This is a genomic window from Streptomyces sp. AMJ-169 (assembly GCF_055597585.1).
Genome location: NZ_JBVLTJ010000007.1, coordinates 267,995 through 290,170 on the forward strand (window position 1 = coordinate 267,995; position 22,176 = coordinate 290,170).

A 22,176-nucleotide genomic window follows, 5' to 3' on the forward strand; every position below is an offset into this window, starting at 1 on the left:
AGTGGGGGCACAAGCCCGCCGAAGCGGGCAGGTGCGGGCAATGGGTCACAGCAGGGCGAGCAGGCGGGGTGTGAAGAGCGAACTCGGCGGGGCGATTCCGGCAACGACGTCGAAATAGATCGACGTGAGTTCCTCGTCCCGGCGCACCGCCCGCAGCAGCGACAGGCGCTGTTCGTGCGGGTCGAGGCGGGCGGCGGCGAGGGTTGATTCGTAACCGTCGGTGAGCTGCCGGTCGCGTTCGGCGGCGAAGTCGGCGAGGTTCCTGTCGAGCCGGGCGGGGTCCTCGCCGAGGCTGCCGATGAGGCGTTCGGTGAGCAGGCCGACCTGGCGGAAACCGTCGCTGATGCCGCGCGCGGTGATGGAGTCCTTGTGGTGCCCGGCGTCGCCGGCGAGCACCCAACCGGGCCCGGTGGCCTGGCGGAAGAAGTTCCGCTGGCTGCCGGTCCCGGTGAGCTTCTCCAACGGACGGCGCCCCGCGACCCGTTCGTACAGGCCGGGCGCGGTGTCGCGCAGCTGCCGGAGGTAGGCGGCGGCGCGGACCTCGCCGTCCTTGCGCAGCTCGTCGTAGCGGCGCTGCGGGAAGTAGGCGAGGACGAGGGTGGCGTCCCCGTGGGTGGGGACGGCGGCGACCCAGCTGCCGGGGGATTCGTACAGTTCCAGCATGTCGGTGAGGTTCGGGTAGTACGCGTAGTAGGCGCAGGTCAGCCGGTCGTCCTCGACCGTGGTCGCGGCCTGGGCGAGCTGGGCGACCTTGGAGTTCATGCCGTCCGCGCCGATCACCAGGTGGGCGCGTTCGGTGAAGGTTTCTCCTTTGTATGTGCCCCGGACCCCCACGACGCGGCCGGTGACGTCGTCGTGCAGCAGGCCGTCCACGGCGCAGCGCTCGCGGTACTCGGCGCCCGCCTCGACGGCCGCGTCCACGAGCAGCGGGTCCAGGACGGTGCGGCGGGGCGCGTAGGCGGTGCGGTGGCCTTCGACGCCGCGGGCGCAGCCGTCGAGGCGGACGTCCCCGACCTCGTAGCGCACCCGCTCGATGGGCGGGCAGCCGGTGGCGGTCAGCCGGCCGAGCAGTCCCCAGCGGTCGAGCGCGGCGACCCCCGGCTGGTGCAGGAGATGGGTGGAGAGGGTGTCTTTTCCGTACGGAGCTTTGTCCAGCAGGAGCACCCGGTACCCGGCGCGGGAGAGCAGCATGGCGGTGGGCGCGCCGGCGCAGCGCGCACCCACCACGATGGCGTCGAACATGTCGGAGCCTTACATGTCGGCAACAAGGGGACGGGTGTGGGGGGTTGGGGAAAGCAGAAGACAAAGAAAGAAGGGGGAGAAGGGGGGAGCCCCGGGTGTCAGCCCCCGTGCCCGAGCGCGGTGAGCAGCGCCCGGCGGTCGATCTTTCCGTTGCCGCTGAGCGGCAGCGCGTCGAGGACGGTGATGCGCCGGGGGATCTTGTACGCCGGCAGCTCGGCGTTGAGCGTCTGGTACAGCCGGTCCGGGGTGCAGCCGTCTCCGCTGACGGCGGCCTGGAGTTCGCTCTCGCCGTCGGGGGCCGGCAGGACCACGACGGCGGCGTCGCGGACCCCTTCCCCGCGCCGCAGGGCGGCCTCGACCTCGCCGAGTTCGATGCGGTGGCCGCGGATCTTGACCTGCTGGTCGGTGCGGCCGAGGTGGACGAAGTGCCCGTCGCCCCGGGTGACCCGGTCGCCGGTGCGGTACCAGTGGCCCGGCTGGGGCGGGCCGTCGGCGGGGCGCAGCTCTTCGTCGAGGAAGCGGCCCTCGTTCTGGGCGGGGTCGAGGTAGCCGGCGAAGCGCAGTGCGCCGCGCACGCACAGCTCGCCGGCGTCGGCCGGGCGGCCGGCCTCGTCGATCAGGAGGACTTCCGCGCCGGGGTGGGGAGTTCCGATGGGCGCGGTGCCGTTGGGGGTGTCGGGCCAGTCGGCCGGGTCCCTGGGGAGGGTGTGTCCGGTGCAGGAGATGGTGAGTTCGGTGGGCCCGTACAGGACGTCCATCCGGCCGGCGGGGGCGGCGGCGCTCCACCGCCGGGCGGCGGCGAGGGTGAGGGCCTCCCCGCCGAAGACGCTCCACTTGAGGGTGGGCATGGCCCCGGGGGTGAGGGTGCCCAGCTTGTCGGCGAAAGAGATGAGGGACGGGACGGAGAACCAGTGCGTGAGCCGCAGGGAGTTGACCGTCTTCACCGGCGAGATGAGCTGGTTGCGGTGCGGTACCACGAGCGTTCCGCCCGCCGCCCACGTGACGAAGAGGTCGTGCACCGATCCGTCGAAGTTCAGCTCGAAGCTCTGGGAGAGTCTGCTGCCGGGGCCGATGTCGTAGCGCCCGGCCAGATCGGCGAGGTAGGCGCAGATGTTGCCGTGGGCGATGGGGACGCCCTTGGGCTTGCCCGTCGATCCTGAGGTGAAGATGAGGTAGGCGAGGGCGTCGGGGGCCGGGGGGTCGTAGGGGGCCGGGGGTGTCTCGCGGGCGGCCCGGTCGAGGATGTCCTCCCGGGTGAGGGGGAGGAGCGGGGTCCCTTGCGCGAAGGCCCCCCCTTGTCTGTCCGCCCCCACGTCCGCGGCGTCCGCCAGGATCAGGTCCAGGGCGGCCTCCCGGATGATCTCCGCCGTGCGGGCCGGGGGGTGTTCCGGGTTGAGGGGGACCACCGCGGCCCCGGCTCTCAGCGCCGCGAGCCAGCCGGCGTAGGCGGGCAGCGAGCGGGCGGCGAGGAGGCCGACGCGTCTGACGCCGGTGAGTTCGCCGGACAACTCCTGTGCCGCTGAACGGAGCTGAGCGTACGTCAGCTGGTCCCCGGCCACTTCGAGGGCCGTCGCGCCGGGATGTCGCCGCGCCGCCTCGGCGAACCAGCCGTAGAGATCGTGCGGTCGGCTCATCGGGCGACCGCCCCCAAGTCCCGGGTCCAGCGGCGCAGTTCGCCGACGGTGCGGACCCGGCCGAGTTCCTCGGGGTCGACCTCCTGTCCGGTGCGCTTGACGAGTTCGACGATGATGCGGAGTTTGGCGAGGGAGTCGATGCCGATGTCGAGGAGCGAGGAGCCGTCCTCGAAGGCGCTGCGGGCGTGTTCGCGCAGCACCCAGGCGGCGAGGTCGCCCTCCTGGGGCTCGGGTTCCTCGCCGGACCAGTACCGCTTGGTCTGCCAGGGGTAGCCGGGCAGCGGCACGTACCGCGCGCTCCGCCCGAACGCGCCCTTCCACTCGACGTCCCCGCCGGCCGCGTACTCCTGGGCGAGCGGCGGCAGTTGCCGCTGCTTCGCCGTCGCGGTGAGCGCGGCGGCCAGCTCCGCGTGGGTGGCGCCGACGACGGCCGTCCGGTGCCCGGTGTGGTGCTCGCGGCGCAGCGCGGCGCTGTGGCAGATGTCCCGCACCGCGTACGCCGCCCCGGGCCCGTCGGTCAGGTAGCGGGCGTAGGCGGCGGCGAGTTCGGCGAGGGCGTCGGCGCTACGCGCGGAGAGCGGCAGTACATAGGGGTGCTCGGCGGTCTTCCTGCGCCCCTTGGCCGGGGCGGCGGCGCTGAGGACGACGTGGGCGTTGAGCGCGGAGGAGCCCTGCCCGGAGACCCCGGCGAGGGCGGGCCGGCCGCGGTCGGCCAGTTCGTGGACGGCGGCGGGGACGGTGAGGGTGTCCCAGTCGACGTCGGGGCGCGGGGTGGTGAGGTGCAGGCTCGCGGGTATGCGGCCGTGCTCCAGGCAGAGGATCGCCTTGACGATCCCGGCGAGCCCGCCGGCCGCCTCCGCGTGTCCGACGTTGGTCTTGACCGAGCCCACCAGCAACGGCCGGCCGGCGGGCCGTCCCTCGCCGAGCACCGAGGCGAGCGCGCCGAGTTCGAGCGGGTCGAGGGCGGGCGACCCGGAGCCGTGGGCCTCGACGTAGTCGACGTCGGCGGGGTCGACGCCCGCGTCCTCGTACGCCCAGCGCAGCACGTCCAACTGGCCCTGGAGCGAGGGGTTGAGGACGCTGTCGCTGGTGCGGCCGTCGTTGCCGACGGCGCTGCCGCGGATGACGGCGCGGACGCGGTCGCCGTCGGCGAGCGCGCGGTCGAGCCGCTTGAGGACGAGGACCCCGACGGCGTCGGCGGGGGCGTGGCCGTCGGCGGCGGCGTCGCCGAACTTGCTGCGGCCGTCCCGGGCCTGCCCACCCGCCTGGGTCATGACAATTCCCTCGTCAGGGCGGAGCACGAGGTTCACACCGGCGGCGAGGGCGACCGGGGTCTCCCCGGCGCGCAGGCTCTGCACGGCCTGGTGGACGGCGACGAGCGAGGAGGAGCAGGCGGTGTCGACGACGACGCTGGGCCCGCGCAGATCGAAGAAGTGGGAGAGCCGGGCGGGCAGCAGCGAGCGGAAGTTGTGCAGTTGGGCCGCGCCGGAGCCCTCGGCGCCCTGGCGCAGGGCGAGTTCGAGGTAGTCGGCGCGGGCGTTGCCGACCCAGACGCCGGTCCGGGTGCCGGCGAGCGTGCTCGCGGGGAGGCCCGCGTCCTCCAGCGCCTCCCACGCGGACATGAGCAGCAGCCTTTGCTGCGGGTCGAGTTGGCCGGCCTCGGCCTCGGACATGCCGAAGAAGCCGGCGTCGAAGTCGCCGGCCCCCTGGAGATAGCCGGCGCGGCGGCTGGCCAGCCGGCCGGGGGTGGTCTTCTCGGAGTACAGGGCCCCCGCGTCGTAACGCTCGGGCGGGGTCTCGCTCGTGGCGTCCACGGCGCCGAGCAGCAGTTCCCACAGTTCATCGGCGCCTGCCGCGCCGGGCAGCCGGCAGGCCATGCCGATCACCGCCACGCAGCGGGCGTCCGCCTCGCAGCTGTTCATGAGATGACTCCAATTCATACTCGGCCACCGTCCTACGCGGCAGTAAGTGTTGATCTTGCCGGTCGGACGGCGAAAAGACGACGAGATCTCGGCAACATCTCTGACCGGAACACCCCCGTCACCTCACAGGCGCACGGTCGCCGAGGTGGCTCGACACCCCATTTTCGGACACATTTTCGATTCCTTATGACATGGCGAGCCGAACACGCTAGCGTCGAAAACACGCCCGTCGCACGATTGTCTTACGCCCCAACGACATCGCGCGACGGCCCCCGGCGGAATGACGGGAAGTGATCGCCGCAGGTTGAAACCTGGCGAATGCTGGACAGACTCAGAAGTTGAGGTGCTGTCAACCCCGCCGGGCCCGCTGTCCACAAGACCGGCTTTCGCCAATTCCCCGCCGGGGACCGGCATGTTACGGCTGGGACAGAAGTGACCCGGATCGCCCGGGGAGGTGGTTCGCGGCGCATCGAGTTCTGCTTTGATCTGATCTCATGGACTCCCTCTCACCTGAAGAACTCCGCCTCGCCGGCGAGCAGCGCAGGCTCCGGTTGCAGATTCTCGGCCTCAATACGGTCGAGGCGGAGGCCACCTTCGACCGGGTGGCACGGCTTGCGGCCGGTTTCACCCAGTCCCCGCTGGCCATGGTCAACTTCATCAACGACGACCGGCAGATGTTCCGCGGCATGTTCGTCCCCCCCACCGAACCGGACGGCCCGCGCACCGACGCCGCCGGCAACCCGGTCACCTTCGACCTCAGCAACCTCACCCGTGAAGCCCCCGGGGACTACGGCTTCTGCCCGCACGCGGTCGCGATGCGCTCGCAGCTCGCCCTCGACGACGTCTTCGACTACCCCCGCTTCAAGGGCAACGCACTGGTCAACGACCTCGGCGTACGCTCCTACCTCGGCACCCCGCTGCGTGACAACACCGGCCTGATCCTCGGCACCGTCTGCGTGGCCGATTTCAAGCCCCGTACGTGGGACGCGCAGATCCGGGAAGGCATGCGGGAGTTGGCCGACACGCTGCTGTCGGAGTTCCGCCTCCGCGACAGCCTCCTGGCCCAGCAGCAGGAGCTGTTCGCCGTGTTCGACGGCGCCCCCTTCCCCATCATGCTCACCGAGGGCCCCGACCACCTCCTGCGCTACGCCAACGGCAAGCAGGGCCAAGCCTTCGGCATGGTCCCCCAGTTCAGCCGGGGCCGCCACGTCCTGCCCGGCCTGGAGGCGATAGGCGTCTTCAACGCGATGGACGACGCGTTCCGCAGCGGCCAGACGACCACCCTCAACGGCGGCCGCATCAAGACCTACGACTCCCCGGCCCCCCAGGAGTTCGACTTCCTCTGCACCCCGGTCCGCACGTCCCCCGGAGTCCCGGTCAGCGGCATCCTGACAGTAGCCATGAACGCAGGCGGCCAGACCAACGCCACCCAGTCCCACGCCTTCGCGGCAAACGTCCAACAACGCTTCGAACAACTCAACACGACGGTACCCCCGGGGACGCCGGTGGACTTCTTCGGCCCGAGGCACTGAGGACAATCCCCAGCCGAATCCAGCCCGTCCGGCGCTTGAGGACAAGGCCCGTTCAGGGCCGACGCGGGGTCGAAGGGGCGGCAGCCCCTTCAAAGGATGGGAAGGGTAGGGGCGGCGGGGGCGAGAACATTCCGCCACCGCACCAGGGCACGCCAAACGCACCTCCCGCCCCCACCCATACGCCCCCGACACCCCCCGCGTTCACCGCCAACTCCCTTACCCCACAAGGAATTTCCGACACTCCCCCCAGAACCCCCCAGAACCAGGCCCGTTTCCGGAGGATCTGTCGCTCGACCGTGCGAGACCGCCCGATGACGGTGTGTACTGTGCACCGAGCCCGTGTCCCCGGAACCCCTGACCCTCCCTGGAACGCGAACCGATGATCGAACTACCGGACCTGGCCGTCGGCGCCCTAGCCGCCGGCACCCTGTCCGCGCTCGCCTTGGCCGGCGGCCTCCTGCGCGCCCGCCGCCACCAGGCCCGCCAGCGAGCGGAGATCACCGCCCTCCGCACCCAACTCGACGGCACGGCAAGGGCGTTCACGGCAGAGGTGGAACACCTGGCGGGCCTGAGGGTCCCCGCGGCGGCCCGCAGACTCGCCCACCCCCACTTGGAAATACCGGGCCCGCTCCAGCCGCTGACGGCAGGCACCCCGCTGGGCATAGCGCTGGAGAAGGTCCTCCAGGCCCTGCGCGTGGAGGTGACCGCGCAGCGCGACCGCGTCGACGCGGCGGCCCAGGCGGGAATGCGCGGCGCGACAAGAGAGATCCAGGCGGCCCTCTACCGCCTCCAGGACGCCCTGCGCGGCCTCCAACAGCAGTACGACGAACCGGAGTTGGCCCAGACCCTGTTCCGCCTGGACCACGAGAACGAGCAGTCGCTGCGCCGGGCGCAGGTCGCGGCCGTGGTGTGCGGGGCGTGGGTGGGCCTCGCGCGCGAGGAGTCGCATCTGGTGGACGCGGTGACCGGCGGCCAGGCCCGGCTCGCCGGCTACCACCGGGTCAAGGTCCACAACCACCTGGAGCCCGGCACAGCGCTGGTCTCGCACGCCGTGGAGCCCGTCGCGATCATCGTCGCCGAACTCCTCGACAACGCGCTGCGCCACTCCGCGCCGGACACCGACGTCGTCGTCGGCCTGGAGCACGTGCACCACGGTGTGTGCGTGACCATCGACGACGCGGGGCTCGGGATGACGCGTGACGAGCGGGAGCGGGCCAAGCTGCTGGTCGGCGGGGACGCGCCGATCCTGCTGACCGAGCTGGGCGACCCCCCGCGCATGGGCCTGGCCGCGATCGGCCGCCTGACCCGGCAGTTCGAACTGACCGTCGACCTGTCGTCGGTCTCCCCCTACGGCGGCGTCCGCGCCGTCCTGCGCATCGGTACCCACCTCCTGACCAGCGTCGACCCGTCCCGCCGCCCCCCGTCGGCGAGCGCCCCGCGCACCACCCGCAAGACGCCGGCCCCCCAGCCGCCCCGGCCCCCGGCACCCCCGGCTCCGGCCCCCACCACCCATGCCTACAGCACCGACTCCCCCGCCCCGGAGCCGGCCGGCCGCGCCGACCACGTACCGCCGCCCGCCGACGACACCCCGGCAGATCTCGGCAACCTCCCGCAGCGCAGGCGTCGCAGGAAGACCGCGAGCACCGCGCCGCAGGGCCCGGTCGGCGGCCAGGAGTGGGCGACGCCCCGGCGCCCCGCGCGGACACCGGAGGAGTCGGCCGCCGCGCTGGGCGCCCTCCAGTCGGGCACGGCCGCGGCCCGCTCGGAACACGGCACCGACCCGACCCCCTCCCCCAGACCGGTCGCCTCGGCCGAGCCCTGGTACGACCCGCCGCCGCCGAGGCCGGCCCCCGCTCACGACTGGTCGCGCGCGCCCGAGACGCCGCGCCGCACCGATTCCGAAGCCGAACACGAACATGAAGGAGGCAGCGCGCGATGACCACCCCCGACACGGGCGACACGGCCTGGGTGCTGGAGCCGATTCTCGAGGTCCCGCAGGTGGTGGCCGCGGTGATGCTGACGCGGGACGGACTGGTGACGGGGTACACCGACGCGCTGTCGCAGCCGTCGGCGGAGCGGGTCGCGGCGATCACCAGCACCGTGCAGGGCGCCTGCCGCACGGCCGCCGCCGCCTTCGCGGACGCCGACCGGGCCGTCGTACGGCAGATCGTCATCGAGTCGGACCACGGGTACGTCCTGATCGTGCCCACCGACCACGGGACGTGTGTCGCCGCGTACGGCAGTGCCGACGTGCGGCTCGATCTGCTGGCGCACCGGGTGCACTCGCAGGTGGCGCGGCTCGGGGAGAAGGCGATGACGGCGGCGCCACGGGGGACCGAGGGTGCCGCGCCCGCATGACGAGACGCCAGGCCGGCCGGCCGCTCGTGCCCGCGTATCTGTCGACGGGCGGGGTGGCGCGGCCGAGCCGGCCCGCCCTGGAGCGGCTGACGGTGCTGGCGCGCAGCGGCACACCGCTGCCCGAGGGGCTGCCGGCGGCCGAACTCGCCCTGCTGGACGCCCTGTCGGGCGGTGCGCTGGCGCTGGTGGAGGCCGCGGCGGTGCTGCGGCTGCCGGTGTCGGCGGTGCGGGTGCTGACGGCCGACCTGCTGGACCGCGATCTGCTGCTGGCCCGCGCCCCGATCGCGGCGGCGGCGCACTACGACCCCGATCTGCTGAAGAGAGTGGCCGATGGCCTGCGCGCCCTCAAGCGTTAGTCCCCCGCATCTCCCGGACACCGCACGGGAGTTGGTGAAGATCCTGGTCGCGGGTCCGTTCGGGGTGGGCAAGACGACGCTGATCGACTCGGTGTCGGAGATCCGGCCGCTGCACACCGAGGAGCCCTTGTCGCAGGCGTCGGCGCACGTCGACGATCTGGCGGGGGTGCGGGAGAAGGCGACGACGACCGTGGCGATCGACTTCGGGCGGCTGAGCCTGCCCGGCGGGGTCGTGCTGTATCTGTTCGGGACGCCCGGACAGGAGCGGTTCCGGGATCTGTGGGAGGACATCGCGCACGGGGCGCTGGGGGCGCTGGTGCTGGTGGACAGCCGCCGCATCGACGCCTCGTTCGACGTCCTCGGCCTGGTCGAGGAGAGCCGGCTGCCGTACGCCGTCGCCTTCAACGCGTTCCCGGACGCGCCCCGGCACCACGAGGAGCAGTTGCGGCGGGCGCTGGACCTGGAGCCGGGGACGCCGATGGTGACGTGCGACGCGCGGGACGCGAACTCCTCGATCGACGCGCTGCTCGCGCTGGTCGACCATCTCGTCACCAAGGAGGCCCGGTGACCGCCCCTCGGCAAAGCCGCCGTCAGCAAGACCTCTCTCCGCAGAGCCCGTATCCGCAGGCCCGTGACGGCTTCGCCCGCTCCGCCCCGGTCCGGCTGTGGGAGGACGGCTTCGCGGCCGACCCGTACCGCTACTACGCGGCCCTGCGCGCCCAAGGCCCCATCGGCTGGGCGGAGTTGGCGCCGGGGGTGACCGCGTACGTGGTGACCGACCGGCGGGCGGCGCTGGAGGTGCTGCACGACGACGAGACGTTCTCGCACGACCCGCGGGCCTGGGAGAAGACCGTGCCGGCCGACGCGCCGGTGCTCGGCATGATGCGCTGGCGGCCCAACGCGCTGTTCTCGGACGGCGCCGAGCACCTGCGCCACCGCACCACCCTCATCGACGTGTTCGGCCTGATCGAACCGCACGACCTGCGCTCGCGCGTGCACCGGGCGGTACGGCTGATCGTGGACCGGATCGGGCCGCGCGGCGAGGCCGACCTGGTCGGGGAGTTCGCGCGCCCGCTGCTGGCGCTGGTCTTCAACGACCTGTTCGGGCTCCCCGACAGCCAGGGCGAGCGGCTGCACCGGGGACTCGCGCGCATGATGGAGGGCGGCGCCGAGGCGGCGGGCGGCGAGGCGGAGTTCACCGGCTACCTCCTCGACCTGATCGCCGCGAAGACCGAGCGGCCCGGCGACGACCTGCCGAGCCAACTCCTCGGCCACCCGGCCCAGTTGACCACCGAGGAGGTCACCTGGCAGGTGTTCCTGACGCTCACCGCCGGTTTCGAGCCGACGTCGAACCTCATCTCCAACACCCTCTCCCGGGTCATCGGCAACCCGCACTACTACTCGACCCTCACGAGCGGCGCCCGCCCGGTCCTGGACGCGGTGATGGAGGTCCTGCACCACGAGACGCCGCTCGCCAACTACGGCGTCTACTACGCCCGTGAGCCGTTCGCGTTCCACGGCGTGTGGATCAGGGACGCGGTGCCGGTGGTGGTGTCGTTCGGGGCGCTCGGGCACTTCGCGGAGCGCGAGGTGACCGACGGGCGGCATCCGTCGGACGCGTCGCACCTGTCGTGGGGCGCGGGTCCGCATGCCTGCCCGGTGAAGCAGCACACGCTGCTCATCGTCACGGAGGCGATCGAGCGGCTGATGCAGTGGCTGCCGGATCTCGAACCGGCGCTGCCGCGCGGCCGGCTGGAGTGGCGGCCGGGCCCGTTCCACCGCTCCCTGAAGGCGCTGCCCGCCCGCTACACGGCCCGCACCCCCGACCACCCCGGAGCGGTCTGACCCCAGGGTGTGCTCCTTCGCAGAGGTGAGGGGTGCGACCGGTCCCCCGTGCTGGTCGCACCCCGCTGAGAGTGAACGTACGCGCGTTCGGCCGCTGTTGTGAATCGCGACCGTGCCCGCCGGTGGCTCACTTCTGCACAACTCCGCCCGCCTCGCCCCGGTTTGCCCCTATGTCCCCGGTGGCGAGATGGGCGAGGACGACTTCGTAGAGATCGCCGCCCGGGTCCAGCAGCCGTCGTTCCAGGATGAGTTCGGCGCTGCGGAGGTGGTCGCGGACGGTCTGGGGGTGGACGCCTAGGGTGTGGGCGGCGCGTTCGGCGTTGCCCTGGGCGGTGATCCAGGCGCGCAGGGTGCGGCGCAGTCCGCGCGGGTCGGTGTCGAGGCGGCCGAGCAGGCCGTGCGCCCAGGTGCGCAGGGCGGGGGCGGCGAGGAGGTCGGCGAGGGCGGCGGGCGGGGCGGCGCCGGCGGGGCGGTCCTGGCGGGTGAGGGCGAGGTGGAGGGCGGCGCGGGCGGGCAGGTCGGTGAGGTCGGTGCCGAGCAGCGCCTCGACGCGTTCCATGCGGGCGCGGACGGTGTTGCGGCTGACGCCGAGGATGCGGGCAGCGCGGACGGCGGTGAAGTCGAGGCCGAGGCGGGTGGTGGCGAGGAGTTCGGCGCGGATGTGGTGCGGGAGGGTGTCGAGCGGGCGCAGCAGCGCGGCGGCCCAGGCGTGCAGGGCGGCGGGGTCCATGAGGCGGCGCGGGTGGGTGCGTTCGGTGTAGATGGCGGTGCGGTCGGGGCGGTGGCGGGCGACGGCGAGCGCGCTGACGGCCTGGCCGTAGGCGGTGGCGGTGCGGCCGAGGCTGAGGGGGACGCTGCCGCCGAGGTAGGTGCCGGGGCGGCGGCCGGTGAGCGCGCGCAGCCCGTCGTCCGCGGCGGCTTCGGGGACGACGAGGATGACCTGGGGGTCCATCGCCGGGCAGCGGACGACGAGGGCGCGGTCGCGGGTCGCGGTGAGGCAGTCCTCGGCGAGCCGGTCGCGGTCGGCGACGGTGGACTCGGCGACGTAGACGCGGGCGGTGTCGGTGTCGAGGAGGCCGGGCCAGAGGCCGGCGGCGACGCGGCGGGCGGCGACGGTGTCCTCGACCATCAGCAGCTGGAGGATGGCCAGCCGCAGGTCGGCGGCGGCGCGGGCGAGCCGGCGTTCGGTGGCGTCGGCCTCGCGGGCGCGCAGGACGGCGCCGAGGACGGCGGCGGTGTGGGCGACGACGTCGGCGGCGCGGGCGTCGAAGGGCGCGGCGCGGGCGACGGCGAGCAGCCAGGGGGGTTCGGGGCGGGGGCGTACGACGCGGACGAGGCGCAGGGCGCGGCCGGGGTCCTGCCAGGAGGCGGCGGCGAGGCGGCCGGCGCGGACGTCGGCGGCGGGGGTGCCGTCGAGGGGCAGGGGTTCGCCCGCGACGAGGGCGCCCCGGGCGTCGTACAGGGCCGCTCGGGCGTCCAGGGTGCGGGCCAGCCAGGCGGTGACGGCTTCGGTGCCGTGGCCGGGTCTCAGCTGGGCGAGGAGTTCCTCGGCCCAGTGTGCCGTGCCGTCCTGAGCGGGCATCCGGGCGGCCCTCCTTTCCCGGGGGAGACGGTACCGGGGTTGGGCAGGGGGCCGTGCGCGGTCGTTCGGCCAGTGCGCGCGGGCTGTTACGACACCCCCCGGCCCCGTCGGGCGGCTCCCGTCGGCTGCGGATAGGCTCGCCGAATGGCGAAGTACTACGACGTGCACCCCGACAACCCCCAGGCCCGCACCATCACGCAGGTCGCCGACGCGGTCCGCGGCGGTGCGCTGATCGCGTACCCGACGGACTCCTGCTACGCGCTGGGCTGCAAGCTGGGCAGCAAGGAGGGCATCGACCGGATCCGGTCGATCCGCAAGCTCGACGACCGGCACCACTTCACGCTGGTGTGCCAGGACTTCGCCCAGCTCGGCCAGTTCGTGCAGATCGACAACAACGTCTTCCGGGCCATCAAGGCGTCCACGCCCGGGAGTTACACGTTCATCCTGCCGGCCACCCGCGAGGTGCCCCGGATGCTCCAGCACCCGAAGAAGAAGACGGTCGGCGTGCGCATCCCGGACCACACGGTCACCCAGGCGCTGCTGGCCGAGATGGGCGAGCCGCTGCTGTCGAGCACGCTGCTGCTGCCCGGCGAGGACGAGCCGATGACGCAGGGCTGGCAGATCAAGGACGAGCTGGACCACGTCCTGGACGGGGTGCTGGACTCCGGCGAGTGCGGGACCGAGCCGACGACGGTCGTGGACTTCTCCGACGGGGAGGCGGTCGTCGTGCGGTACGGGGCCGGGGACGCGGCGCGGTTCGAGTAAAGCGCGCGGCAAAGAGCGGGGGGTGTCTCCGGTTGCACTGGACGGCAGTGCGACGATGGGCACCGGTTGTTGAATCCGTGTGAGTTGAGAGGCACCCCCAGACATGACCTCCGTACAGGGCACGAACGTGGACATCGTCACCGAGGACGGCGTCGCCGACGCCTACTTCGCGCACCCCGGTGACGGGACCCCGCGGCCGGCGGTCCTCCTCTACCAGGACGCGTTCGGGCTGCGTCCGCATCTGAAGAAGATGGCCGACCGGCTGGCGGGCGAGGGCTACGCCGTGCTGGTGCCGAACGCGTTCTACCGCTCGGGCCGCGCCCCCGTGTTCGACCTGCCCGACTTCATCGACTTCGCGCAGCGCGCCGAGATCTTCGGCCAGATCATGCCGGTCGCGCAGCAGCTGACGGCCGAGCGCGCGGTGCAGGACGCGGGCGCGTACCTGGGCTGGCTGGCAAAGAACCCGCTGGTCGCGGCCGGTCCCGTCGGTCTGACGGGCTACTGCATGGGCGCCGGGCTGGCGCTCCAGACCGCGGCGCACCACGCGGAGCGGGTCGCGGCGGTGGGCGGTTTCCACGGCGGCCGGCTGGTGCGCGACACCCCCGACAGCCCGCACCTGCTCGCCGGCAAGGTGACGGCCGAGGTGTACTTCGCGCACGCCGACAACGACGACTCGATGACGCCGGACGACGCCCGCGCCCTGGACGAGGCCTTCGCCGAGGCCGGCGTCCGCCACCGCACCGAGGTCTACGCGGGCGCGCAGCACGGCTACACGCAGGCCGACACCTCTGCATACAACGAGGAGGCGGCGGAGCGGCACTGGACGGAGCTGCTGGCGCTGTTCGCGCGGACGCTGGGCAAGTGAAGCCGGGCGTCGGCACAGGTTGCTGACGCGGCAAAAGGCGCTCGCGGCGGACGTGCCCGCCGCGAGCGCCTTCCCATGGGGGGAGCCGGTCAGCCGGTCGTGACGGCGGTGTCGTCGACGACGAAGCTGGTCTGGAGGGAGGAGTCCTCGACGCCCGTGAAGGTGAGGGTCACGGTCGAGCCCGCGAAGGAGCCGAGGCTGAAGGACTTCTGTACGTAGCCACTGGCCGCGTTGAGGTTGGAGTAGGTGGCCAGGGTGGTCGAACCGGCGGTGACCGTCAGCTTGTCGTACTGGGTGCTGGTGGTGGTCTCGGCGGTGTCGATGTGGAGGTAGAAGGTGAACGTGGTGTTGGTGCAGCCGCTGGGGATGGTCACCGACTGGGAGAGGGTGTCGGTGTGGGTGGAGCCGTAGCCGTCGAGCCAGGCCTTGTAGGAGCCGGTGCGGGCGGCCTGGCTGCTGGAGCTGGTGATGACGCCGCTGCTGGCGGTCCAGGCGGTGTTGCCCGATTCGAAGCCGGAGTTGCTCAGCAGCTGGGCGGAGGTGCAGGAGCCGCCGCCGCTGGCGCTGACGGTCCAGGTGAAGGAGGCGGTGCCGGTGGCGCCGGTGGAGTCGGTCACCGTGACGGTCGTGCTGTAAGTCCCGGCGGCCGTCGGGGTGCCGGAGATCAGCCCGCTGGAGCTGATCGACAGACCGGTCGGCAGCCCTGAGGCGGTGTGGGTGAGGGTGCCGCTGTTGGTGGAGCTGGCCGCGACCTGGAGGCTGACGGCGGTGCCGACCGTGGTGGACTGGCTGCCGGGGTTGGTGACGGTGACGCCGGTCGAGGGCACGGTGATGTGGCTGCCGACGTTGATCCCGGCGAAGGCGTTGCCGACGCCCGCGTACTGCACGGAGCTCGAACCGTACAGCGCCGCCGCCGCGTTGAGGGCGGCCGTACGGGCGCCCGCGTAGTTGGTGGACGACGTCATGTACGTCGTCAGCGCCTTGTACCAGATCTGGAGCGCGGCGGCGCGGCCGATGCCGGCGACGGCGACGCCGTCGGAGGTCGGGCTGTTGTAGGTGACGCCGTTGATGGTCTTGGTGCCGCTGCCCTCGGAGAGCAGGTAGAACATGTGGTTCGCGGGGCCGGAGGAGTAGTGCACGTCGAGGTTGCCGACGCCGGAGTACCAGGAGTTGGCGGACGAGCCGTCCTTGCTGGGCTGGTCCATGTAGCGCAGCGGGGTGCCGTCGCCGTTGATGTCGATCTTCTCGCCGATGAGGTAGTCGCCGACGTCGGAGGAGTTGTTGGCGTAGAACTCGACGCCGGTGCCGAAGATGTCGGAGGTCGCCTCGTTCAACCCGCCCGGCTCACCTGAGTAGTTGAGGCCCGCGGTGTTGGAGGTGACGCCGTGGCTCATCTCGTGGCCCGCGACGTCGAGGGAGGTCAGCGCGTGGGTGCCGCCGGAGCCGTCGCCGTAGGTCATGCAGAAGCAGCTGTCGTCCCAGAAGGCGTTGACGTAGTTGGTGCTGTAGTGGACGCGGCTGTAGGCGGCGATGCCGTCGTTCTTGATGCCGCTGCGGCCGAAGGTGTTCTTGTAGAAGTCCCAGGTCGTCTGGGCGCCGTAGGCGGCGTCCACTCCGGCGGTCTGGGTGTTGGATCCTGAGCCGGTGCCCCAGACGTCGTCGGCGTCGGTCATCAGCGTGCCGGTGCCGGACGTGCCGTTGTTCAGGCTGTACGTCCGGTGGCCGCCGCGCGTGGTGTCGTAGAGCTGGTAAGTCGAGCCGGACAGCGTGGTGTTGAGGGTGACGGTGCCGCTGTACTGGCTGTTGCCGGTGCCGGTCTCGATGCCGTCCCAGCGGGAGAGTTCGGCGCCGGTCGTGGCGTCGGTGACGACGTGCAGCTTGCTGGGGGTGCCGTCCTTCTGGACGCCGGTGAGAGCCGTCTCCCAGGCGAGCTTCGGGGTGCCCTCGGCGGCCCAGACGACCTTGCGGGCGCCCTCGGCGGGCGCGGCCGACGCGTCCACGGAGCGGGCGGACGTGAGCGCCTTGGTCTCGGCGGCGGACTTCCCGAAGGCCGCGGTGGTCGACTTGACCGCGATCGTACGGCGGTTGTTGTTGAAGGTGGTGCTGACGGTCCCGGCGGCGAGCGAGGCCGGGGGCGTGTGCACGACGAGGTCGCCGCCGAGCACGGGCAGCCCGGCGTAGGTGCGCTCGTAACGGGTGTGCACGGTACCGTCGTTGTCCTTGACGACGTCCTTGACGACCAGCTTCTCCTGGGCGCCCAGGCCGAGTTGGCGCGCGGTGTCGGTCGTCTTCGCCTCGGCGCCCTTGATGAGGGTGGTGCGCTGGGCGGGGGTCAGACCGGCGGGGAGGGAGCCGGTGCGCAGCGCGTCCGCGTGGGGGGTGGCGGGCTGGGCGAGGGCGGGGGCCGTCTGGACGCCGACGGCGAGCAGGGCGGCGGTCGAGAGCAGGGCGGCGGCCGCGGTGGCGCGGGATCGGGGGTTGCGTCTCACTCGTACTCCTCAGGTCACGGGGCGAGTTGAGCGGTGCCGTGCGGGGGACTGAGCTGTGCGACGGATGGCAGGGAGAATGACATCTTGACGGGGTCATGTCAGCAGAGTCCCGGAGGGTCAAGGGTTTTCCCTCGATGACGGACGGACCGGGCGCCCCAACTCCCCCATGAAACCCGGTACTTGTCCTGCGAATATGCCATCTCGAACCAATTTCCGGTTACCGCACGCTTACTGACGCCCCATCGAACACACTTCGATTGCGCACATCTCGTGCACACGTGGTTCTGGGGGGAGTTGGCGTATGGAAGGCACGGTCGACGGGTTCCGCTACGGGGCGGTGACTCCGGTGGCCGCCTATGTGATGGCCTGCCTCGGCGGCGCGCTGGGCCTGCGCTGCATCGTCAGGTCGCTGCTGAACTCCCGCTCCTGGAAGGCGGGTTGGCTGGGGCTGGGGGCCGCGTCGATCGGCTGCGGGATCTGGACGATGCACTTCGTCGCGATGATCGGCTTCCGGGTCGTGGAGACCCGGGTCGGCTACGACGTGGGCCTGACGGTGCTCAGCCTCGCCGTCGCCGTGCTCGTCGTCGGCGTCGGGGTGTTCATCGTCGGCTACCGGGGCGCGAGCGGGCGCACGCTGGCGTTCGCGGGGGTGGTGACCGGGCTCGGGGTCGCCGCGATGCACTACCTCGGCATGGCCTCGCTCCAGCTCAACGGGGCGGTCTCGTATGACCCGTTGACGGTGGGGCTGTCGGTGCTGATCGCGATCGGCGCGGCGACGGCGGCGCTGTGGGCGGCGGTGTCCGTCCGGGGCTTCCTGGCGAGCCTGGGGGCGAGTCTGGCGATGGGGGTCGCGGTCTCCGGGATGCACTACACGGGGATGGCCGCGGTGAGCGTGCACGTGCACGGGACGACGCCGTCGTGGGCCGGGAACTCGCCGACCTCGCTGCTGGTGCCGCTGCTGCTCGGGCCGGTGATCTTTCTGCTGCTCGCGGGGGTGGTGGTGATGTTCGATCCGCTGCTGGTGCTCGGGGACGGCGAGTGGAACAGGCCCGCCGTCCCCGGTGCGCAGGAGGGTCGGGGGCAGGTCAGCTCGCGAGCCGCTCGGGAGCGGGCGCGGTCGTGGAGCGGGGGGTAAGGGGTTCGCTTCCGGTGAGGGGCTCTCTTTTTGCGAGCGGCTCTCTTTTTGTGAGGGGTTCCCGCAGGCCCAGGTGTTCGCGCAGCGTCGTGCCGCTGTACTCGGTGCGGTAGACGCCGCGTTCCTGGAGTTCGGGGATCAGCAGGTCGACGATGTCGTCGAGCCCGTCCGGGATCAGGTACGGCGTGACGTTGAAGCCGTCGACCGCGCCGTGCCGGACGAAGCGGGCGAACTTGTCGGCGAGCCCCGCCGGGGTGCCGACGTGCCCGCGCTGGGGGCCGAGGTGGATGACGGTCTCGCGCAGCGACCAGCCGCCGGCCTCGGCCTTCTGCCGCCACTCGGCGACGACGGCACGCGGGTCGGCGACGCGGCGGGCGCCGAAGGAGCCGTCGTTCCCGACGACGACCGGGTCCTCCGCGGGGAGCGGCCCGTCGGCGTCCCGGCCGGACAGATCGCGGTTCCACAGCTGCCCGGCGACGTTCAACGCCGTTGCCGGGGTGACCTGTTGGAGCCTGATCCAGCGCTTCTTCTCCAGCGCCTCCGCCTCCGTCGCCCCGATGATGATCTCGGTGCCGGGCAGGATGCGCAGGTCGTCCTCCGGCCGCCCGGCCAGCCGCAGCCGGCGCCTGATGTCGTCGGCGAAGGCCAGCGCGTCGGCGAAGTCGTTGCCGTGCGCGGAGAAGATGACGTCGGCGTTGCGGGCCGCGAAGTCCCGCCCCTCGCCGGAGTCACCGGCCTGGAAGATGACGGGATGCCCTTGGGCACTGGCGGGCAGCGTGGGCGTCAGCTCGACGTCGAACTGCGGCCCCTGGTGGCGGACTTGGCCGCCGTCCCAGATCGCGCGGGCGACCGTCAGGAACTCCTCGGCCCTGCGGTACCGGTCGGCGTGGTCGAGGTATCCGCCGCGCCGGAAGTTGGCACCGGTCCACGCGTTGTCGGTGGTGACGACGTTCCAGCCGGCCCGCCCCTCCGAGAGCAGGTCGAGCCCGGAGAGGCGGCGGGCGAGGTCGGCGGGTTCGTTGAAGGTCGTGTTGGACGTCGACACGAGCCCGATCCGCTCGGTGACGGCCGCGAGCGCGGCGAGCTGCGTGATGGCGTCGGGCCGCCCCGCGACGTCGAGGTCATGGATCCGCCCGTCCACCTCCCGCAGCCGCAGCCCCTCTCCGAGGAAGAACGCGTCGAACAGCCCGCGTTCGGCGGTCCGCGCGACCTTCCGGAAGTTCGCCGGGTCGATCTGCGAGCCGCTCGCGGGGTCGGACCAGATGGTCCAGTGGTTGACACCTTGGAAGAAGACGCCGAAGTGCAGCTGCGCGTGGGGGCGGGGGACGTCGAGGGGGTCGGTGCGGGTCATCGGGTCGCCTCCACTGCCGTCGTCGCGTACCGGTTCACGGGCCGGTCAAGTCCCAGGTGTCCGCGCAGAGTTGCCGCCGGGAGCGGGCGAACCGCCGTACGGCTGGCGAAGAGTTCGGGGAGGACGAGGCGGGACAGGGGTTCGATGTCCTCGTCAAGGACGAGGGGGTGCAGCCGTACGCCGTCGACGAATTCCGCCAACTCCCGCAGCAGTGCGACGAGTCCGGCGGGGGAGCCGATGTGGCGCAGCCGTCCTCGGTCGGGCCAGGGGGTGTGCCGGTCGAGGTCCGCGACGCGCTGATCGGCCGTCAACTCGTCGGTGTCCAGGGCGACTTCGAGGTCGGCGAAGACGCGCGGGGTGCCGGCGCCGGCGGCGGCGGTCCGTAGGCCGGCGGTGTTCCGCCCGCCGAGGAACGCGACGTCGAGCAACTCGGCGGGCACCCGATCCGGGTCCCCGAACACCACCAACTGTCCCTGCGGCGGCCGGGGGACGATCGCCGGGCCCTTCACCGTGTAGGTGTCTCCGGTGAAGTCGATGTAGTGCAGGCGGTCACGGTCGAGGTAGCGGCTGGTGGCGACGGAACGGATGACCGCGTCGTCTTCCCAGGAGTCCCAGAGTGAGCGTATGACTTTGATGCCGTCTTGGGATTCGCGGGTGCGGGGGGTGGGGGCGTTGACTTGGGCGCGCGTGTGGGCGCCGTTGGACAGGGCGCGGGCGTCGGCTAGGGCGCGGGCGTCGGAGTCGTCGGCCAGAGCCCGCGCGTCGGCGCTGTTGGCTAGGGCGCGCGCGTCGGCTAGGGCCCTGGTATCGGCGCCGCCCACCAAGGCGCGCCCCCACGCGCGGGCGGCCTCGGGGTGTTCCTCCTCGCTCACGACCCATCCGGCCCGGCCGTGTGAGATGTGGTCGAGGGAGGCCAACTGGCTGGAGACGTGGAAGGGTTCGGCGTAGGTGAGGGGGACGATCGGGGCGATGCCGATCGTGGAGGTGGTCTCCGCGAGGTACGCGGCACGCTCGACGGCCCCGATCCGCCCGGCCGCTCCGGCGCCGGGCGGCAGGGCGCTGTCGTCGAGGGTGAGCAGGGTGAACCCGGCGTTCTCCGCTGCGGCGGCGGTCCGGGCGAGGTGTTTCGGGGTGAGCGGGGCGGCGGGCCCGTGGGCGGACCGGCGCCAGGCGGCGGGGTGCGCGCCGTGACCGTCGAGTTCGACGGCGAGGCGCAGTGGGGCGGACATGGGTGTTTCCTTCCGGGCACGGCGAGGGGGCCGGTCGTATGGGACCGGCGCTGATTCAGACGCGTGCGGAAGGACAGACGGCGGAGGCGGTGCGGCAGTAGTCGACATGCCGCCGGATGATCAGCCGCGTACCTGCGGCGGCACGGCGCGACGGCGACTTACGTGCACGCATCGGGCCTCCGGCCGTCGGGGTGATCGGTTTCGGGTTACGGGCGGTCGGTTCAACTTACGTCGGGGGGAGTGGAGGGTGTCAAGGGGATTGGGGCGGGGGGGTGTTGGCGGAGGTTCGGGAGGGCTGCTGAATGCCGGGGCTTCTCGGGGCGGCGCTGACACGGGTCGCCCTCTCGGGTGCTCCTCGGCGAGAACTCCCGGCGGCTCGCCTCGGACACCGGCCAGCATCTTGGACGCCCCCGGCGGCCCGCTGGACACCGACCGGGCTCTCGGTCCCCTCGACGGCAACTCCCAACGGCGCGCCCCGGACACCGACCAACTCCTTGGACGCCCCGGCAGCTCGCTGGATGTCGGGCGGCCTCTTGGAAACCCTCGCCGGGACCTCCCAGCGGCTCGCCAGACACCGGCCAACCTCTCAGGCACCCCCGGCGACGACTCCAGAGACCCGCTGGACACCGGTCGGCTCTCGGATCCCTCGGCGACAACTCCCAGCGGCGCGCCCGGACGCCGACCGGCCTCTCGGAAGCCGTCGGCGAGAGTTCCCGATGGCCGCCGGACACTGGCCAGCTTTTAAGCACCTCCGGCGACGACTCCCAGAGACTCGCTGAACACCGACCGATCCCTCGGACATCCCCAGCGACAACTCCCAACGACCCGCCCCAGACACCGGCCAACATCTTGGACACCCCCGGCGGCCCGCTGGACACCGACCGGCCTCTCGGAAACCCTCGCCGGGAACTCCCAGCGACCCGCCGGACACCGGCCGACCTCTCAGGCACCCCCAGCAGCAACCCCCGGCGAACCCACCAGACACCGGCCCGCCTCAGTTAGGCGCCCCCGGCGGAACCCTAGGCGCCGGGTCGAGCCGTACCGAGGCCGGGTCTGTCAGCCAGCGCTTCAGCAACTCACCTCGCTGTCCGCCAAGTTGAGCCGCGCCCAGCGCCTCCCTTACCTCGGCCCGTACCGCCGCGTGCAACCCCTCGCCCCCGGCCGCCCGCAACACCCCATGCAGCACAGCCCAGTTGGCCGTCTCCTGGATCAAGCCGGCGCCCGTCACTCCCAGCAGCGCCCCGATGACCTCCGTGACACTCGGCACCCCGGCGTCCTGCGCGTGCTGCGCGTGCTGCCAGGCCAGCCGGTTGAGGCGGGTCGGCGCAAGCAGCGGTTCGATCACCAGCGTCGCGGCGACCCGGACCGCCTCCAGCGGATCGAAGACGCGCCCGGCGGAGGTGTCGTACGCCGCCTCACCTCGCGTGTACCGGAACGCGGGTGGGGTGAGGACGTCCAGGACGGCCGGGGGGAGCGCGAGGTGTTCGGCGTGGAGGAGGGAGACGAGGGTGCGCAGTGCTGTGTGCTGGGTGGCTCCGTCGACCGGGGTCGTACCGCAGACACCGGGCTGTCGGCCGGCCGGAACCGTACCGCTGGCGCCGGGCTGCCCGTCGGCCGGAGCGGCACCGCTCACGCCGGGCCGTCCGCCGAACGGAGCCGCACCGCTGACACCGGGCTTCCGCTCTCCGCCGCCCCGAACTACACCGCCAGCGCCCGTGCGACCGTCACCCGGAGCCGCACCGCCGCCGCCCGCGTGACCACTGACCGAAGCCGCCCCGCCTGCCCAGACTGCACCCCCAGCACCCCCAGCACCCCCAGCACCCCCAGCACCCCCAGCACCCCCAGCACCCCCAGCACCCCCAGCACCCCCA

17 protein-coding genes are annotated in these 22,176 nt (G+C 72.4%); 9 read left to right on the top strand and 8 right to left on the bottom strand.

The genetic code is table 11. The features are described from left to right. Window positions 1–45: 45 nt before the first annotated feature. The 3 genes from ACYUD3_RS19570 to ACYUD3_RS19580 all read right to left on the bottom strand — a co-directional run bounded on the left by ACYUD3_RS19570 (window position 46) and on the right by ACYUD3_RS19580 (window position 4,798). Window positions 46–1,242, bottom strand: a complete 1,197-nt coding sequence (locus tag ACYUD3_RS19570; RefSeq protein ID WP_470971545.1) for an NAD(P)/FAD-dependent oxidoreductase — start codon at window positions 1,240–1,242, stop codon at window positions 46–48. Window positions 1,243–1,340: 98 nt separating this feature from the next. Next, a complete protein-coding gene (locus ACYUD3_RS19575; protein ID WP_470971548.1) occupies window positions 1,341–2,876 on the bottom strand; it encodes an amino acid adenylation domain-containing protein in 1,536 nt (511 codons plus the stop codon). Next, window positions 2,873–4,798, bottom strand: coding sequence for a beta-ketoacyl synthase N-terminal-like domain-containing protein (locus ACYUD3_RS19580; RefSeq protein WP_470971550.1), 1,926 nt, complete (start codon window positions 4,796–4,798; stop codon window positions 2,873–2,875). The genes ACYUD3_RS19575 and ACYUD3_RS19580 overlap by 4 nt, the downstream gene beginning before the upstream one ends. Window positions 4,799–5,292: 494 nt before the next feature. Between ACYUD3_RS19580 and ACYUD3_RS19585 the strand changes: the two genes are divergently transcribed. From ACYUD3_RS19585 to ACYUD3_RS19610, 6 genes are all read left to right on the top strand, one after another. Further along, window positions 5,293–6,330 carry a GAF domain-containing protein gene (locus tag ACYUD3_RS19585; protein WP_470971553.1) on the top strand — a complete coding sequence of 346 codons (1,038 nt, stop codon included), beginning with the start codon at window positions 5,293–5,295 and terminating at the stop codon, window positions 6,328–6,330. Window positions 6,331–6,709: 379 nt separating this feature from the next. After that, window positions 6,710–8,269 (top strand): ATP-binding protein, encoded by a 1,560-nt coding sequence (locus ACYUD3_RS19590; protein ID WP_470971555.1) that lies wholly within the window; start codon window positions 6,710–6,712, stop codon window positions 8,267–8,269. Continuing rightward, complete coding sequence (locus ACYUD3_RS19595) at window positions 8,266–8,688, top strand: roadblock/LC7 domain-containing protein (protein WP_470971558.1); 423 nt, start codon at window positions 8,266–8,268, stop codon at window positions 8,686–8,688. The genes ACYUD3_RS19590 and ACYUD3_RS19595 overlap by 4 nt, the downstream gene beginning before the upstream one ends. Then, window positions 8,685–9,044 (top strand): DUF742 domain-containing protein, encoded by a 360-nt coding sequence (locus tag ACYUD3_RS19600; protein WP_470971560.1) that lies wholly within the window; start codon window positions 8,685–8,687, stop codon window positions 9,042–9,044. The genes ACYUD3_RS19595 and ACYUD3_RS19600 overlap by 4 nt, the downstream gene beginning before the upstream one ends. Continuing rightward, the gene (locus tag ACYUD3_RS19605) at window positions 9,019–9,612 is read left to right on the top strand and encodes a GTP-binding protein (RefSeq protein WP_470971562.1); all 594 of its coding nucleotides are present in this window, start codon (window positions 9,019–9,021) and stop codon (window positions 9,610–9,612) included. The genes ACYUD3_RS19600 and ACYUD3_RS19605 overlap by 26 nt, the downstream gene beginning before the upstream one ends. A 95-nt stretch (window positions 9,613–9,707) precedes the next feature. Continuing rightward, a complete protein-coding gene (locus ACYUD3_RS19610; RefSeq protein WP_470971966.1) occupies window positions 9,708–10,889 on the top strand; it encodes a cytochrome P450 family protein in 1,182 nt (393 codons plus the stop codon). 127 nt (window positions 10,890–11,016) lie between these two features. On the opposite strand, the gene ACYUD3_RS19615 is transcribed toward ACYUD3_RS19610, so the two are convergent. Beyond that, window positions 11,017–12,471, bottom strand: a complete 1,455-nt coding sequence (locus ACYUD3_RS19615) for a helix-turn-helix domain-containing protein (protein WP_470971565.1) — start codon at window positions 12,469–12,471, stop codon at window positions 11,017–11,019. Window positions 12,472–12,615: 144 nt separating this feature from the next. On the opposite strand from ACYUD3_RS19615, the gene ACYUD3_RS19620 reads away from it, so the two are divergent. Together ACYUD3_RS19620 and ACYUD3_RS19625 are read left to right on the top strand one after the other, a co-directional pair. Continuing rightward, entirely contained in the window at window positions 12,616–13,236 is a 621-nt protein-coding gene (locus tag ACYUD3_RS19620; protein ID WP_470971568.1) for an L-threonylcarbamoyladenylate synthase, read from the top strand. A 103-nt stretch (window positions 13,237–13,339) separates the two neighbouring features. Beyond that, complete coding sequence (locus tag ACYUD3_RS19625; RefSeq protein WP_470971571.1) at window positions 13,340–14,101, top strand: dienelactone hydrolase family protein; 762 nt, start codon at window positions 13,340–13,342, stop codon at window positions 14,099–14,101. 89 nt (window positions 14,102–14,190) lie between these two features. Here ACYUD3_RS19625 and ACYUD3_RS19630 read toward each other — a convergent pair whose 3' ends face one another. Beyond that, a complete protein-coding gene (locus ACYUD3_RS19630) occupies window positions 14,191–16,590 on the bottom strand; it encodes a M4 family metallopeptidase (RefSeq protein ID WP_470971574.1) in 2,400 nt (799 codons plus the stop codon). Between the two features lie 301 nt (window positions 16,591–16,891). Between ACYUD3_RS19630 and ACYUD3_RS19635 the strand changes: the two genes are divergently transcribed. Further along, window positions 16,892–17,725, top strand: coding sequence for an MHYT domain-containing protein (locus ACYUD3_RS19635; protein WP_470971576.1), 834 nt, complete (start codon window positions 16,892–16,894; stop codon window positions 17,723–17,725). On the opposite strand, the gene ACYUD3_RS19640 is transcribed toward ACYUD3_RS19635, so the two are convergent. From ACYUD3_RS19640 to ACYUD3_RS19650, 3 genes are all read right to left on the bottom strand, one after another. After that, window positions 17,676–19,076, bottom strand: coding sequence for an LLM class flavin-dependent oxidoreductase (locus ACYUD3_RS19640; protein ID WP_470971579.1), 1,401 nt, complete (start codon window positions 19,074–19,076; stop codon window positions 17,676–17,678). The genes ACYUD3_RS19635 and ACYUD3_RS19640 overlap by 50 nt on opposite strands. Beyond that, window positions 19,073–20,305 (bottom strand): LLM class flavin-dependent oxidoreductase, encoded by a 1,233-nt coding sequence (locus tag ACYUD3_RS19645; RefSeq protein ID WP_470971581.1) that lies wholly within the window; start codon window positions 20,303–20,305, stop codon window positions 19,073–19,075. The genes ACYUD3_RS19640 and ACYUD3_RS19645 overlap by 4 nt, the downstream gene beginning before the upstream one ends. Window positions 20,306–21,299: 994 nt before the next feature. Beyond that, window positions 21,300–21,938 (bottom strand): zinc-dependent metalloprotease, encoded by a 639-nt coding sequence (locus tag ACYUD3_RS19650; RefSeq protein WP_470971584.1) that lies wholly within the window; start codon window positions 21,936–21,938, stop codon window positions 21,300–21,302. Window positions 21,939–22,176: the final 238 nt, after the last annotated feature.